The sequence below is a fragment of the Pseudomonas sp. 1152_12 genome (assembly GCF_052850675.1).
Map to the genome: position 1 here is coordinate 28,744 of NZ_VXCW01000002.1, position 14,800 is coordinate 43,543.

Here is a 14,800-nt window from a genome sequence, read left to right on the forward strand (position 1 = left end):
TCATGGGCTCGCTCGGCTGCTTGAAGATTTGTTTATTGGGCGCCCCTTTACGGGCTGAGGCGGCTTAGAAATGGCTTTGATCGTACAGAAATTCGGAGGCACCTCGGTCGGCTCTGTCGAAAGAATCGAGCAGGTCGCCGACAAGGTTAAGAAATTCCGCGATGCCGGGGACGACCTGGTGGTGGTGCTGTCGGCCATGAGCGGCGAGACCAATCGCCTGATCGATCTGGCCAAGGCAATCAGTGGTGACCAGCAGCCGCTGCCGCGTGAACTGGATGTGATTGTGTCCACCGGCGAGCAGGTGACCATCGCTTTGTTGGCCATGGCGTTGAATAAACGTGGTGTGCCGGCAGTGTCCTACACTGGCAGTCAGGTGCGCATTCTGACCGACAGCGCACATACCAAAGCGCGCATCCTGCAGATTGATGATCAGAAAATTCGTACTGATCTGAAAGCAGGCCGCGTGGTAGTTGTAGCGGGCTTCCAGGGGGTGGACGAGCACGGCAACATCACCACGCTCGGGCGTGGGGGGTCGGACACCACTGGCGTAGCGCTGGCGGCAGCTCTGAAGGCTGATGAATGCCAGATCTATACCGATGTGGACGGCGTGTACACCACCGACCCGCGTGTGGTGTCCGTGGCCCAGCGCCTGGACAAGATCACCTTTGAAGAGATGCTGGAAATGGCCAGCCTCGGTTCCAAGGTATTGCAGATCCGTGCGGTGGAGTTCGCCGGCAAGTACAACGTTCCGCTGCGCGTATTGCACAGCTTCAAAGAGGGGCCGGGCACCCTCATTACTATTGATGAAGAGGAATCCATGGAACAGCCGATCATTTCCGGCATCGCTTTCAACCGCGATGAAGCCAAGCTGACGATCCGTGGTGTGCCGGATACTCCGGGCGTGGCCTTCAAGATTCTCGGGCCTATCAGCGACGCGAATGTTGAAGTCGACATGATCGTGCAGAACGTTTCGCACGATAACACCACCGATTTCACCTTCACCGTGCACCGCAACGAGTACGATGCGGCTCACAAGATCCTGGAGAACACCGCGAGCCAGATTGGCGCCCGTGAAGTGATCGGCGATATCAAGATTGCCAAGGTGTCGATCGTGGGGGTGGGCATGCGTTCCCATGCGGGTGTTGCCAGCCGTATGTTCGGTGCCTTGGCCAAGGAAAGCATCAACATCCAGATGATCTCCACTTCGGAAATCAAAGTCTCGGTGGTCATCGAAGAGAAGTACCTGGAACTGGCTGTACGCTCACTGCATACCGCTTTTGAGCTGGACGCTCCGGCCCGACCGGGCGAGTGATGCAATGCCAGGAGGGCGCGGCTTACCGCGCCTTTCATTTTTTTGTCGAGTGCATGTCTTTTTGGTGCGTTCGACAATACTTAGGCGGGTAGGGCTATGACCTTTGGGTTCTAGGTCGAAGGCCTTTTTTTGCAGACTGTTGTTCCTGAACTGAAATGCGTGAGGAGAAAGGTATGCTGATTCTGACTCGTCGTTGCGCAGAAAGCCTGATTATCGGTGATGGCGAAATCACCGTGACCGTGCTCGGCGTCAAAGGCAATCAAGTACGTATCGGGGTTAACGCTCCGAAAGAGGTAGCGGTTCACCGCGAGGAAATCTACCTGCGGATCAAGAAAGAGAAGGACGAAGAACCAAGCCTTTAATTTTTATCGTTTTTTATGTTTGCAAACGGGGATGAACGTGGTTAATATACGCCCCGTGTTGCGGAGAGCTGGCCGAGTGGCCGAAGGCGCTCCCCTGCTAAGGGAGTACACCTCAAAAGGGTGTCGGGGGTTCGAATCCCCCGTTCTCCGCCATTATTTGCTTAGTACGTTGCAATCTGGTTTTTTCGGTAAGTTGTTGAAATTACTCGAAAAAATAGCTTTACATAGAGATTGAGCGGCCTATAATGCGCGGCAACAAATGCACTCGTAGCTCAGCTGGATAGAGTACTCGGCTACGAACCGAGCGGTCACAGGTTCGAATCCTGTCGAGTGCACCATTTAAGAGTCAGTTGCAGTGATGCAGGTGACTCGGCGTCAACCAGTTGTGACCTGGTATAAAAACACAATCTGCACTCGTAGCTCAGCTGGATAGAGTACTCGGCTACGAACCGAGCGGTCACAGGTTCGAATCCTGTCGAGTGCACCATACAAACAAAAAGCCCGCCTAGTGCGGGCTTTTTGCCGTCTGGGATTTGGCTAGGGTTTCATCTTTTCCCCTGCTGCATGTGTTTTCTCTTCAGTCTGCGTCGTCGCACTTCTAGGTGCAGCCAATGCTTACATTTGGCTCGCAAGCGCTTGTTCTTTCCAGTTTTTTAACGTTTAAAACGGACGTAAGGTGTATCATTGCGCCCGTCAGCCCCGCCGGGGCTTGTGGAATACCTCCATGGACTTACCCAGTAGTTGCTCAGTACCCCGTTTTTCCAATCATGAATTGACTGATTGATCCTTCCGGCGTGCCCCGCTGCTGGGAGTGGAGTTCGCCTATGACCGAAGTAGAAGTAAAGAAAACACAAGACAGCCTGCAGGATCGTTTGGCTCAGGTTATCGAGCTGCTGCAGCGTCAGCGCGTGGTCGAAGACCTCACGCACCGCCAGGAAGGTCCGCACCACGACCGTGTTGAAAACCTGGTTCACCGGCAAAACCTCGTCGAGTTGCAGCGCAAGCTCGACGACCTGCACTCCGCCGACGTCGCCTATATCCTTGAAGCCTTGCCGCTGGACGATCGACTGACCCTTTGGCAGTTGGTCAAGGCTGATCGCGACGGCGATATTCTTCTCGAAGTATCCGACTCGGTCCGTGAAACCCTGATCGCCGACATGGACGATCACGAACTTCTGGCTGCGGCCAAGGAGATGGACGCCGACGAGCTGGCTGACCTTGCCCCCGAGCTGCCCCGTGATGTTGTCCATGAGCTGATGGAAGCTCTCGACAGCCAGCAACGTGAGCGCGTGCGCTCGGCGTTGTCCTACGACGAGGATCAGGTCGGTGCGTTGATGGACTTCGAGATGGTCACCATCCGCGAAGACGTCAGCCTGGAAGTGGTATTGCGTTACCTGCGCCGCCTCAAAGAATTGCCCGGCCATACCGACAAATTGTTCGTGGTCGACTACGAAGGCATTCTTAAGGGCGTGCTGCCGATCAAGCGCCTGCTGGTGAATGATCCGGACAAGAAAGTTGCGGATCTGATGGCCAGCGATACCGTGAGTTTTCACCCGGATGAAGACGCCTATGAGGCTGCGCAGGCGTTTGAGCGTTACGACTTGATCTCGGCCCCGGTGGTCGACAAGAACGGTAAGCTCATCGGCCGTTTGACCATTGACGAAATGGTCGACCTGATTCGTGAAGAGAGTGAAACCGAAGTCCTCAACATGGCAGGTTTGCGTGAAGAGGAGGATATTTTTGCCTCGGTCTGGCGTTCCCTGCATAACCGTTGGGCTTGGCTGGCGATCAACCTGATCACCGCCTTTATCGCTTCGCGTGTGATCGGGCTGTTTGAGGGCTCTATCGAGAAACTGGTAGCCCTTGCGGCGCTGATGCCGATTGTGGCGGGTATCGGTGGTAACTCCGGTAATCAAACCATCACCATGATCGTGCGCGCAATGGCGCTGGATCAGGTGAGTACCGCTAACTCCTCGCGCCTGCTGCGCAAAGAATTGGTCGTGGGTTTGATCAACGGTTTGGTGTGGGGTGGCGTGATCGGTGTGGTGGCGTACTTGCTGTATGGCAGTTGGTCGCTAGGCGTCGTGATGACGGCCGCCATGACTCTCAACCTGCTATTGGCGGCGCTGATGGGGGTGCTGATCCCCATGACCTTGGCGCGTCTTGGGCGTGACCCGGCAATGGGCGCCAGTGTGATGATCACCGCCATGACCGACAGTGGTGGCTTCTTTATCTTCCTGGGCCTGGCGACGATCTTCCTGCTCTGATTCCTACGCGCGGGAGCAAATCTGCTCCCGCATTGCTTTTTCTACTCAAATTCCAGGCAAAAAAAAGCCAGCACGTGGCTGGCTTCGGCTTTCATTTGCAGATCAATTGGCTTCTGCGGCCGCCTCAACGTCGTGCGCAATAAGCGAGACGAGAGCATTCTGCTGGCGGTGGGAGAGCTGACGAAAACGCTGCAGCAGTTCGCGTTCGTGCAGTGACAGCTCTGGGCTATCCAGGCGCATGCTCAACTCTTCGCCCAACGCACCTTCCTGCATGAGGCTCTGTTCCATGCGCGCGATGATTTCAGAGTTCATGCTGCGGTGATGATTGCGAGCCACTTCGGCAATGCGTTCCCGCATTCCGTCTGGCAGACGTACGACGAACTTGTCAGCCGTACGGCTGGAATAAATTGCCTGTTTCAATGGGCGCATATATTTAACCGGTTAGTTCAGGGGAGCGGTTTTTGGAATTGGCCGCAAGATGAGTGTTAAGACAAGGCTCACGACCAAAGTTCAACCCGAATTACAAAGAGGCCGCATCATGCCTCAGATTTGACAGTTCCTTGGCGTCAATTCTGTGACAAATATTGAACTGCCTAAAGGCTTTATGCCAGCACTCATTTGCATTTTTGCGGACTGGTTTGAAAACTTTTCAACGAGTGATTCCGCGAGGGAACTTCTCGTAAGTCCAAGCCGCGAAAGGGTTTGAGGCCGCACATCCTATAGCAATATGGCCTTTTGCCCTCGTGTTTAAGACTAGTGGCAATTTGCCGATTTACTAGGGCAGGGCGACATAAGGTAGGGGAGGGATACGAGGAGGGGGCTTAGCGCAGCACAGGATCGAATTTGATGCGGCGCCCCACGATCAGCTTCAGAACCAGCAAGCCGGCGAAAACGCCGGTGGCGATGAGAGCTGTGGTTTGGCCATCTGCCGAAGCTGTTCTAATGCCGAACAGGCCGCTTGCCAGGGTCAGGCACAGGAGTAACCAGGCAGTCTTCGTCATGAAAGTGTCCTCAGAAAACCCAATGTTCAGATGCAGGGGCTGCCTGGGCGTCTTGGGTCACCCGAATCGGAGACTGCACAGTCGGGCTCATCACCGCCAACTGAGGGCGCTGTTGCAGGTGGTGCGGTACCGGCTGGCTGATTTGTGCGACATCATGTTGGGTTGATTGAAAGTGGAGCATGGCCAGTGCAGCCAGGGCCACGGCGTTGAGGCTTAACAGTAGGGCGCTGTTCATGTTCTTGTTCTCCGCAGTGGCTGGGGCGAATGGTCTATGGGATAAGTATTGCAGGTCCCGTGCCAACCTTTTATTTCAATAAAAACAATGAGTTACAGGCATTTTGAGGTCGCTACGCATTGCAATTTGCAATGCGGCTATTTTGAGGGCGTGCAATTTGCACGATGACGCCAAGTGCCCGGGTTTACGGGGCGAAACCGCAATCGTCTGTACAAGGATCGGCCTACACTCAAAAAGCCAACGGACGACATGACAAAACCGACCTCGGCCGTTAACATGCACGCCGTCCGTCGCTGCGCTTTTGGCCCGATGGCTGTCATTTGTCCCAGTAGCTCAATTGGATAGAGCATCCCCCTCCTAAGGGGAAGGTTGGCAGTTCGAACCTGCCCTGGGACACCATATATTCCGGGCCTCACAAGCCATTCTCCTGACAGTTCGATTGCATCGTGACAGCAGGGTGGCAGCAGCAGGTTAAAAAAAGCCCCGCCGGGCAATGCTCGGACGGGGCTTTTTTGTGCCGATCGCTATGCGTTTGGAGCCTCAAACTTCAATTAACCCGCCCCACTTGAAAAGATGTCACTCAGCCACCATACCTGTGAGGTGTCCCTACTTCGGCGTGATGAAAAAAATGAGTGAAATGAGCAAGCTGGTAGAGCTGGCGCGGCAGAAGCAAGAAAGCGATGTGCGCAGTGGCGAAACTATTGATCGAGTTATTCAGCTTTGGCAGGAGGAGCTCCTTGCTCTGGCCAGTGCTATTGAGCAATGGGTGGAGCCTCTCCGGCATGAAGGGATGATTGAGATTACTCGATCAGATATCTCTGTCCGGGAGGAGCCAAATACCGAAATTTCGAGAACGTATGCAGCGCGACAATTGACCCTGAGAATCGCCAATAAGGTGATTGATGTGGTTCCGATTGCACGTTTCTGCATTGGGTCTCACGGGAGAGTCGATCTTGAGGGCTTCAAGGAATGGGAGCGGGTGTATTTGACCAGAACTGCTGAAACGGGTGACGCAAAATGGCAGCTCGTTAAAAAGGAATATCAGGCTATCAAAGGCCCGGAAAGAGAAAACTTCAACGAAGACAGCTTCGCAAAGCTTCTCCAATCGCTTTTTTGACCGGCTCGCTGCCTTCATACGTTGCCTACTTCTGTATGAGGTAGGCAGCAAATCTACCGTGTCGCGAATTCGTGGGTGGGCCACCGATGCTATAACAGTTAGCGTGACGAGCTGTTGCATGAATACCAAAACCTACGGCGAGCAATTTTCTAATGTGTTCATGAAATTTACCGCTCTCGTACCCCGAGGTTGCAAGGTGGCCCAATTTTCACTCTATGTCATCAATTCCACCGATTGCGCTCATCAAATGATATTCGTAATGGAACCCGTGAAGCTCGGATAGGTAGCCGAGCAGATGAGTTAGATTGCGATAAGCCTCGTTTACCCAAGCTTTGGAGAGCTCTGAATACCATTTCGGCTCAAACGTATGCCCGTGCGCGTATTCGATTGCATCGTGCCTCTCATCGAACCGTGGTCCTCTGGTTGTTTCCGGCTTGCCGTGCGCTAAATGGTCGCGAATCTTAAATATGCTTTTTGCGAACTGAAGGGGAGGCCGACTCCAATCGGGCGAAGCTCCAACGAAGGAATGCAATAGCGAGATTTTCGTTTTCCAAGGCATTCGTTCCAGTTCTTCCCATCCGGGAATGCGCTCTGAACCTAGCGTGTTTAGGAACCCCTCGATGGTGAAAGCCATAAATACCGCTGGAGGTACCATATGCTTTGGAGAGTCGTCATGAGCTTTGAGGTTGTGCATCATCGCCAACAGAACTCTTATGTTGGTGCTGTGTGCAAACACAGTCATATAGGGTTGATATTTCATACTCTCCTCGACCGGTCACTTTGCTCTGTAAGTTTGTCGCGGATTTTGAGGACGGTAGTTGTGGAGCAGTTGGCGTGTCTCGCAACTGCCCTGATGCCCAAGCCGGCCGTAAGCAATTCTTTTACACGCTTGTGGAGCTTTTCATCCCGCTTTGGGACGAGACTTGATCGTCGTAGGTGATGGCTTTGACGCCGTTGGTTTTTTTGGTACTGATTTAGAAGCGAGTGGGCGCTGGGTCAGCTTCGCTTGAGGAGCCGTGTGGGGGCGCGTCACTACAGTATTGACCTGGATTTTTTTGCCATTGTAACGCACCGGTTTTGTCATTCCCTTGACTGTTTCGCCCGTTGATTGTGAGTCTTCCGACTCGACGAAAGGGTGAAGAGTTATCTTTACTTTATGAGTCTGTGTGGCCTTTGTTTCGCCCCCTAACTCCGCAACCACCAGCTTCACCCCAGCCTTTCCGGAGATATCCAGCGCGAAAGTGACTTCCAGCTCAACATCTCCCATTTCGAAAAATGGGTCATCATTATCAACAGCGGCGCGGAGCTCGTTTTTCACTTCCTTGATGAAATCAACGAGGCTGATCTTCCCCTTCATCTTCTTAATTCCTGAAAAAGAAAGATGATAGCCCAAGACTCGCCACACCCTGTCCGTCGTACACGAGACTCTTCTCCCGGAACCACAAGCTCCTCGTTCATCCGAGCGTACTCAGGGGGGCTATTCGTCGCGACTCGCGCCTAGGCCCTCCTCACCGACCCCAGTTGCGAGAATGGGTTTGGAAAATATCGGCTCGAAAAAAAAACGTTCGAAAAAGCACTTATCCCCCTCCCGCCGACGCGCTCCATGTGCGTTTTTTTTGCAAACACAGTTGTAGTGCAAACCATCCTCCAGCCCAGGCGGGCCGCGGGGCCTCCCAGGCAATCGTCAATTTCATTTTGTGCAAAGTTTTGAAAGAAAATGACAACCAATTGCACAGACAGCGTCCCATTCTTGACGGCGTTTCAAGTCACCAAACCCAATGGCAATAGGGGGGCGGCGGAGTTTTCTCAAAGTGAACGGCTTGTTTTCTTGGGGTTCATGCTTATGAGGTGGGAGCTAACGGAAAGCGTGCAGGCCTTATGGTGCAAAGCTTCCAGCCTGGTCTGGCTGGTTATTTCATTTTCACTTCTCGACATGCAAGTGCTTGCGGGGGCGTTTGCGTCATTGCATGGACGTGATTGCATATTTGCGTTTTCACTGACCAGTCAATTGCATTCGTGGCGTCAACCCTTTGCATCTCCTTAACGAGAACACGCGGTAGTAATGACTAGCCGAGAGCGGCCTGACACCGACGCTAAGTTGGCCAGTCAGCAGGCGAGCTGTCATCCCCAGGTAGGTACAACGAATGGCTTGACGGGAGCTTCGTAGGCTGAGAGCTTGCGAGCCAACACCCTATGGAACGGACGCCCATGTCGCGCAAAGACCTCGAAGCCAAGAAGCGTCACCATTACGTTTGGGCGAAATATTTGACCCGCTGGGGAAGCGGCACGAATAAAGTTTTCTACACCACGAAGACTGGCAAGATTGCCCACGACAGCGTGCGAGCCATAGCTGCTGACGACTATTTCTACAAGACCACTGCGCTTACCAACATGCATGTGGAAGTGATTAAAGGCTTCTCCAGAAAAAGCCCTGACCGTCTTCATCAGCAGCATGTGTCATACCTCAATGACTTCCTGAGGATGCAGCACGCTGAGGCCATCTATCGTGAGTCTGGTGTGCAGAATCAAGAAGCCGAGCTGCATCTTCATGCCATGAAGTGCAACCTGCTGGAGAATCTTCACGCATCCCACGAAAAAGGGGCACTCACTGTGTTGTCCGCGCTTGCTGATGAGCAACTTGATGTACTGCAAGATGACCAGCACATGATTGAGTTCATGATGTTCTTTGGACACCAGATCTCCCGCACGAAGCCTTTCCGAGATGGCGTGATCCAGGCTCAACCCCGACGCAACGCTCTAGAGATTGAAGTGGCCGACGCGATGGCGCACGCCTGGTGGTTTCTAAGCTACATGTTTGGGATGAGTATCGGATTCAACCTGTACGCGAGTCGCCAGAATGATAGGCATGCGTTATTGGTAAACGACACCAATGTGCCTTTCATTACGTCAGACCATCCTGTCGTCAACGTGCACCCGTGTGTCTCAGAGACAGAGTTCGTCGCACCTGAACATGCTGATTTTTACTATCCGATCTCTCCGCGAATCGCCTACATAATTTGCGATTCCGAACGGTTCACATCGGGCAAGAATTGGGTTGATGAAGACACCGTGGTGGAGCTCAATGCCAAGGTGGCAGCTCAATCGATGGTGCATATTATCGGTGATACCGAGAAGGCCATTCGTCCCTTCCAAACGCACATCGGGAGGCGGTACCGGAGAACTTTTGAGGGGCGTGTTACGGTCTGACCGACCGCACGCTTTTCCCTGATCGGGGGGAGGCTGCGTTACTCGCATAGGATGGTTTCCCTTGATGCCTCATAAAATATCGGCGTTGTAGCGTTCGCTGTTGGTCGCTGTGATGCCGCCAGCGTAGTTAATGAGATCAATCGTTGTCCATGGCCCACAGCGACCTCGGAAGAATCGGATGCCCTGTTCGGCAAGTGTCTTCTCGACATCATAGCGGCGCTGGTAGCCGGTAATACGTTGGAGGTCTGCAAATACCAAGACGTTGTCCACGTGGGAACTCATAGCGTATACCTCGTATGTGAAGCGCCCCAGGCAGCCTAGCGCTGCGGCTGGGGCGAAGTTATCTGGAAGGATGAGTCACAGGGCATCTGTGGAGCACCACTTGCCAGGATTTTCCTGCCAAGCAATGATTGCTGACTCACGCCATCCAACGCGACCTGGTGAGATACGGACAGGTCTTGGGAACTGTCCGCTTTTTATAACTCGCCAGAGGGTGGTTCGGGAAAGGGAGGTGGCATCGAGCACGTCCTTTTCCCGCATGAAACGATCCAGCTTACTCACGTTTGGCTCCCTACGATCAGAGCCTTTGCGAGACTCCTAGACCGACTGGCTGATGAATCTCAGGGCGCGACCTTTGTCCGCTTAAGTTTCAGAAGGGCGGCGGTAGTATTTACTACTGCTTCTTTCTGTACGGCAGGAGGCATAGTTGCCAATGTTGGTGCCAGTGTGTCTTTCTCGGCTCCATCAAATAGCTTTTCAAGTTTTTTGCCGAGAGTAATCCAGGTGAGTTCGTGGATTTTCGCTTGTCGTTCTTGCGTGGTGTTGCAGCGAGAGAGCACAACCTCATGCTCATCAAGACTTTTGAGGAATACAGCGCTGGATAAGGCAAACAACTCCAACAGAATATCGAATGTGCCTTCCTGCTTTAACGCCTTATCCAAAAGAATCTGTTGAAGATCTTTGTTGATCGAATCCGGGGTGCCCACCAGCTTCAAGCGTGCTTCTGCTACTTGGATAACCAAGTTATTTTCGATTCCGGTTCGTGCTTCGGCGGTTAGGCGTAATGCCTGGGCGTCCTTCCTGAGTTGAGCACTACGTTCAATTTCTTCGTTGATTTTAACCTGGTCGATGGTGCCTGACTTGCCTTGAGCATTCCAGGATGCGTCGGTGCGGTTGGCCTGGCCTTCAAGTTCGGCGGCTTTCTGTGTGAGTCGTTGGTTTTCTTGTAAAACTTCTGTGTACTGGTTTTGCAGAGTAATATACGCGTCTCGGTTAATCTCGAAACAAGCAAGACGTTCCTGTAGTGCAGGGTTCAGGTTGTCTCGATCAATTGTGGAAAGTTGCATTTCAATGTTCCTTTGTTAGTTAAGTTGTGTTGCTTGCTCTTTGGTGCTGGGTTTATCACGCCAGCTCTACGTTTTCAGCCATGGCGAGTTTTTCAAATTGCTCTACTACATAACCTTCGTTCCGGCTGTTGTAATCTTCGACACGGTTACGCTTCGGGTTTTCCAGCATGAGCACTCGCCAGCTAGAATCTTGGAAGTAGATCGACAAGTTGTCCCAACTGGTGACCAGCACGGCGTTAACCGGGAAGAACGGCACGCTGAAGCTTGGTACTCCGCCGTAGGTGCTCACGACCTGCACGCTTTCAATGCGTTCTTTCTCCGTGGGTGTGCCCGCCTGCTTGGCGTACAACACTGCTTTGTCGTGAGCCAGCAGGTCAGAGCCGATGATCGCGATCAAGTCGCCGCCATCGCGAAAGTTGTCTTCAATCGTTCGCGTTACGCCATACACGAGCGCGTCCAGGTTGGCATAGTCACCGCCTTCACCGAGGCGAATCTTGCCAGCCTCCAGGCCCTGGCTGAGCACTTGGCCTGGCACCTGTTCACGGGCCTGTTGCAGCCAGCCTTTGTTGACATCTTCGAGCATGGGGAACGCTTCAATGTCAGTCTGTGCAGCGCTATGAGTGCCACGAAACCCAACCATCATGCGATCTAAGGCTATCTGCTTCTGCACTGCGTCGGAGTAACGCTTGTGGAAGTCCGGGAACTTTGCCCAAGCATCAAGTTTGGTGAATGGTAGGCCCACATCCGATTCGGTAGGTGACAGTTCGTAAGTGTTGTTGTCTAGGCTGGAAAAATCTCTCGGCTCGCGATCTGTAGTTTTGATGTTGGTTCGACCGGTTACAGGGCCCGTTACCCCGAGCATGATTTTTTCGCCTTTAATTTCACTCACGGGAACAATGTTGATACGTTCAAGGAAGTCAGATTTTGCGGTGATTTTTTCATTAAGCGACTGCGCGGTGCTGGGCTCGATAGCAAAAGAACTAGCACCGTTAGGCACTTTGTAGACTTTGGTGAGTGCCTGTTTCAAAATTGCGTACTTGATGTTTCCTTCGTTGTTGCTCATGAGTGTTTCCTATTGTTGTGAATGAATTATCGAGCTAGTAGCTTCGCTTATGCTCGGATTGAAGTGAGTGATGTGTTATTTTGTGTGTGCGCATTTTTTATTACATAGTGCAACTTTCCGTCTGGTTAAGTGAGTGAGTTTGATGAGGGTTAATTGTAATTGTTGTCATGGGAAGGCACTGATATCAGAAGTCGACGAAACGTCCCCTGGTACCAAGAAGCTTTATTGTTTGTGTTTGAATGCCAGGTGTGGTCATTCTTTCGTCATGGAACTAAGTTTTTCGCATACTCTTAAGCCGTCCGCAAAGAAAATTGATGAGTCTCTATTTGAACGATTTCGTGGGCTCTCTAATGCTCAGCAACTTCAAATGTTTGAACATTTAGAGAGTTTGAAGTGATTCGATGTTGTCCGAATCTCTCATCAGAGTGACGGGCATACCGCCGCGCATAAAACTAACGCGTTTAAACCAAAGTGCGTGTCTTCCAGAGGCCTGGCGTCAGTGGCTAACCAAGCGATGAAGTATTGTTCTTGCAGGTAGCTCTGGTTGGAACTCATTACGGCCTCCCCACATGCAAACAGGTGTTTGTTTTGCCCTTGTCTCCTCTGTCCCCGCCAAGGGGGAGCGTGTTATCCGCTACAACGCTACAACTCATGCCGTCACCGGGCTGCAGCGTTTTTCTATCCGCAACATTCACTTCTTTTGTTGCGGATGAGAAATCGCTGTATGCCCCGTTGCCTGTGGGTTGTAGCGTTGTAGCGGATACAAAGGGAGGTTCGGCGGGAAGGTAGCGAGTCCATGCCTCTTTGAAGAACCCTTTCTCATATCCTTTTTTGACGACATCCCCCATCCGGACGTCCTTGGATTTGATTTCGAACTCCGCCAGTTTTGCCGACAGCTGACGTGCCGAAATCGGCTTGCCACGGTTCCATGTTGCCCAAGGTGCTTCATCATCAGAAATCAATGTCTCTAGTAGTTCTGAACTGAAAATTTTGCTGGCGCGTTTGTCATCGAACATGGCTTTCACGTCCTGGAGCAATTCGATACCAATGCTTGGGGTATCACCTTCCAGACCATGCAGAACAGTCGCTGCATGTCGTGCGAACTTGGGCCAGTGACCACCGGCGACATCGGCAATAGCCAGCAATGGCTCCCAGCAGTCGTTCGCACGGTCGTTAAGACCTTGGATAGGATCTGGACGGGCCTCGTCGATAACTGAGGCGCTATCGGCGGTGAAACGGGCCAGCTTCGCTTGGAGTTTCATCCAGATGGTTGGGTCTGAATGGCGTAGACGCTCCACTGTCTCGCCAGCAACCCGCCGGCGCAGGCGCAATGGAATGCTACGGTCGGCCAAGGTGTCAGCGATTTTGCCGATGCCGCACAACGCTTTAGCACCCCACACGTTAAAACGGGTCGGCATGTGGTCGTCGCCTACGCATCGAATGACCGACGCGCTGTCTCGAGTGAACCCGGCGTTGAGGATGCCCCTAGCGTCATCGTGCGCCGCCAAGAAGGCATCGACTTCGTCGATGAGCAAGGTTGGAGCCCACAACTCAATTGCCCGATACAACGCCGCTGGAGCGATGTTCGCGACTTGCAACGGACGATAAGCGAGCCTCCCGAGGACTGTTAACAGGATGGATTTCCCGCAGCGTTTCTCTGGTGCCGTGATGTTGGCAATCGGAGCTACTTGCACCACGTCGATCAGCCAAGTGAAGGTCACCCAAAGAGCAGCCGCACGGATAGTTTCCTTGTCTGCCGCGACATACCTTTTCATTGTGTTCGCAATGTCATCGAGAAGCTCTTCGCCACTGACTGGGTTTGGCCAGGGTTCGACTTCGCCGAAAATGTCATTTTGTGCCGCGTCTTCTTCATCCTCGGCTACCGCTGTCAGGCGGTCGAACTCTGCCATGCTGACCTGCTTGGTTTCCTTCACCTTGGCGCGGAGGCGGGCAAAGATCGATGGCTCCTTTTTACGAATCTTTTGCAGAAGGGGCAGAATCCCTGGCTCATACAGCGCCCCGGCGTCGACGCCGAGTTTCTTGACGGCGTCTCCCACTTTGTCAGTGGTAGCCCACTGATCGGCGTAACGATCTGGAGTAGTCATTCGACCCCCAGGCGCTGTTTGGCGAGATTAAAACGCTCGACGTCAACGGCATTCATATCGTTTCCTTGGTCAATCATATTTTTGCCAATCAGGTAGATCGCCCGTTCATGCCGCACGGCGGCAGGGCTGGGCCCGCTTCGTTCACGCTTTTCTCCAGGGAACAAGTCTCGTAGCTCCAAGCCGATGGCATGAGTAATTTCCAAGGCATCGCACCCAACCCAGCACTTAAGCAGTACGGTACCGTCTGATGTTTCGGTGATACTCAAACTTGGTGACTTGTCGTCGTGTGCGGGGCAGCAGGCTTTCCAGCGATCACTGCCATTGCTCTTAACTTTGTCCAGACGATTCAAAACGTTCTCTACGGGAGTCATTTCATGCCTTCAGGAGGAGAGATGCTGCGCTATTGCACATGCGGGAAAATGACGTGAGTGGTCGGCATTCATTTTCTTTTCTGGCAATTAACCACTCCCCTCGAACTACCGTTGCACGCACAAATCCATGCGTGCCTTTGTGCGTGAATCGAGTGGCGTCCACTGGCAATGACGGGGCATCCATCACCGTCAAAACTTTTGTTGGCGGTGCTTCGAGTACATTCCGGACGTTTTTCGGGCAAGCCGATCCCGTCAACGCATTGCTGCGTTTTTGAAAGTTATTCATCGCTAGTTCCGGTAAAGCTGGGAGGGTTACAGGGCTTACACGCCTGCTGCCCGCACTGAATGGCTCAGATCAGCAGTAGCCAATCGTCATTCTATTTTCTTGATCGCCTTGCTACGGGCTGTCTGGCG

At 52.8% G+C, this 14,800-nt stretch carries 18 protein-coding genes and 4 tRNA genes; 10 read left to right on the top strand and 12 right to left on the bottom strand.

Annotated elements, in window-relative coordinates; genetic code table 11:
* Positions 1-70: 70 nt before the first annotated feature.
* The 6 genes from FW764_RS02740 (at position 71) to mgtE (ending at position 3,941) form a co-directional block, all read left to right on the top strand.
* Complete coding sequence (locus FW764_RS02740) at positions 71-1,312, top strand: aspartate kinase (RefSeq protein WP_083357158.1); 1,242 nt, start codon at positions 71-73, stop codon at positions 1,310-1,312.
* Positions 1,313-1,485: 173 nt separating this feature from the next.
* Positions 1,486-1,674 carry a carbon storage regulator CsrA gene (gene csrA / locus FW764_RS02745; protein ID WP_003175645.1) on the top strand — a complete coding sequence of 63 codons (189 nt, stop codon included), beginning with the start codon at positions 1,486-1,488 and terminating at the stop codon, positions 1,672-1,674.
* A 62-nt stretch (positions 1,675-1,736) separates the two neighbouring features.
* Positions 1,737-1,827: transfer RNA gene (locus tag FW764_RS02750), tRNA-Ser, on the top strand.
* A gap of 108 nt (positions 1,828-1,935) precedes the next feature.
* Positions 1,936-2,012, top strand: a tRNA-Arg gene (locus FW764_RS02755).
* A gap of 72 nt (positions 2,013-2,084) precedes the next feature.
* Positions 2,085-2,161, top strand: a tRNA-Arg gene (locus FW764_RS02760).
* A 337-nt stretch (positions 2,162-2,498) separates the two neighbouring features.
* Positions 2,499-3,941, top strand: coding sequence for a magnesium transporter (mgtE, locus tag FW764_RS02765; RefSeq protein WP_446432648.1), 1,443 nt, complete (start codon positions 2,499-2,501; stop codon positions 3,939-3,941).
* 102 nt (positions 3,942-4,043) lie between these two features.
* Here mgtE and FW764_RS02770 read toward each other — a convergent pair whose 3' ends face one another.
* The 3 genes from FW764_RS02770 to FW764_RS02780 form a co-directional block, all read right to left on the bottom strand.
* Positions 4,044-4,370 (bottom strand): Arc family DNA-binding protein, encoded by a 327-nt coding sequence (locus FW764_RS02770; protein ID WP_446432649.1) that lies wholly within the window; start codon positions 4,368-4,370, stop codon positions 4,044-4,046.
* Positions 4,371-4,762: 392 nt separating this feature from the next.
* Positions 4,763-4,942, bottom strand: a complete 180-nt coding sequence (locus FW764_RS02775) for a PA3371 family protein (protein ID WP_446432650.1) — start codon at positions 4,940-4,942, stop codon at positions 4,763-4,765.
* Positions 4,943-4,952: 10 nt separating this feature from the next.
* A complete protein-coding gene (locus FW764_RS02780; protein ID WP_446432651.1) occupies positions 4,953-5,177 on the bottom strand; it encodes a hypothetical protein in 225 nt (74 codons plus the stop codon).
* A gap of 322 nt (positions 5,178-5,499) precedes the next feature.
* On the opposite strand from FW764_RS02780, the gene FW764_RS02785 reads away from it, so the two are divergent.
* Both FW764_RS02785 and FW764_RS02790 read left to right on the top strand, forming a co-directional pair.
* Positions 5,500-5,576: transfer RNA gene (locus tag FW764_RS02785), tRNA-Arg, on the top strand.
* 238 nt (positions 5,577-5,814) lie between these two features.
* A complete protein-coding gene (locus FW764_RS02790) occupies positions 5,815-6,294 on the top strand; it encodes a hypothetical protein (protein ID WP_446432652.1) in 480 nt (159 codons plus the stop codon).
* A gap of 208 nt (positions 6,295-6,502) precedes the next feature.
* Here the strand turns inward: FW764_RS02790 and FW764_RS02795 are convergent, their stop codons facing one another.
* Positions 6,503-7,054 carry a hypothetical protein gene (locus tag FW764_RS02795; protein ID WP_446432653.1) on the bottom strand — a complete coding sequence of 184 codons (552 nt, stop codon included), beginning with the start codon at positions 7,052-7,054 and terminating at the stop codon, positions 6,503-6,505.
* A gap of 141 nt (positions 7,055-7,195) precedes the next feature.
* Entirely contained in the window at positions 7,196-7,651 is a 456-nt protein-coding gene (locus tag FW764_RS02800) for a trypco2 family protein (protein WP_446432654.1), read from the bottom strand.
* Positions 7,652-8,502: 851 nt separating this feature from the next.
* Between FW764_RS02800 and FW764_RS02805 the strand changes: the two genes are divergently transcribed.
* The gene (locus tag FW764_RS02805) at positions 8,503-9,501 is read left to right on the top strand and encodes a DUF4238 domain-containing protein (protein WP_446432655.1); all 999 of its coding nucleotides are present in this window, start codon (positions 8,503-8,505) and stop codon (positions 9,499-9,501) included.
* A 69-nt stretch (positions 9,502-9,570) separates the two neighbouring features.
* Here the strand turns inward: FW764_RS02805 and FW764_RS02810 are convergent, their stop codons facing one another.
* From FW764_RS02810 to FW764_RS02825, 4 genes are all read right to left on the bottom strand, one after another.
* Positions 9,571-9,783, bottom strand: coding sequence for a DUF4224 domain-containing protein (locus FW764_RS02810; RefSeq protein ID WP_057703305.1), 213 nt, complete (start codon positions 9,781-9,783; stop codon positions 9,571-9,573).
* A gap of 75 nt (positions 9,784-9,858) precedes the next feature.
* Positions 9,859-10,041, bottom strand: coding sequence for a helix-turn-helix transcriptional regulator (locus tag FW764_RS02815; protein WP_446433074.1), 183 nt, complete (start codon positions 10,039-10,041; stop codon positions 9,859-9,861).
* An 80-nt stretch (positions 10,042-10,121) separates the two neighbouring features.
* Entirely contained in the window at positions 10,122-10,847 is a 726-nt protein-coding gene (locus FW764_RS02820) for a hypothetical protein (protein WP_446432656.1), read from the bottom strand.
* 55 nt (positions 10,848-10,902) lie between these two features.
* On the bottom strand, positions 10,903-11,910 hold the full coding sequence (locus FW764_RS02825) for a phage major capsid protein, P2 family (RefSeq protein ID WP_446432657.1): 1,008 nt from the start codon (positions 11,908-11,910) through the stop codon (positions 10,903-10,905).
* A gap of 142 nt (positions 11,911-12,052) precedes the next feature.
* On the opposite strand from FW764_RS02825, the gene FW764_RS02830 reads away from it, so the two are divergent.
* Positions 12,053-12,307, top strand: a complete 255-nt coding sequence (locus FW764_RS02830; protein ID WP_446432658.1) for an ogr/Delta-like zinc finger family protein — start codon at positions 12,053-12,055, stop codon at positions 12,305-12,307.
* Between the two features lie 157 nt (positions 12,308-12,464).
* Here the strand turns inward: FW764_RS02830 and FW764_RS02835 are convergent, their stop codons facing one another.
* The 3 genes from FW764_RS02835 to FW764_RS02845 are packed head-to-tail and all read right to left on the bottom strand — an operon-like array spanning position 12,465 to position 14,672.
* A complete protein-coding gene (locus tag FW764_RS02835) occupies positions 12,465-14,015 on the bottom strand; it encodes a DUF3631 domain-containing protein (protein ID WP_446432659.1) in 1,551 nt (516 codons plus the stop codon).
* A complete protein-coding gene (locus FW764_RS02840; RefSeq protein WP_446432660.1) occupies positions 14,012-14,365 on the bottom strand; it encodes a virulence-associated protein E in 354 nt (117 codons plus the stop codon). The genes FW764_RS02835 and FW764_RS02840 overlap by 4 nt, the downstream gene beginning before the upstream one ends.
* 22 nt (positions 14,366-14,387) lie before the next feature.
* Positions 14,388-14,672, bottom strand: coding sequence for a hypothetical protein (locus FW764_RS02845; protein WP_446432661.1), 285 nt, complete (start codon positions 14,670-14,672; stop codon positions 14,388-14,390).
* Positions 14,673-14,800: the final 128 nt, after the last annotated feature.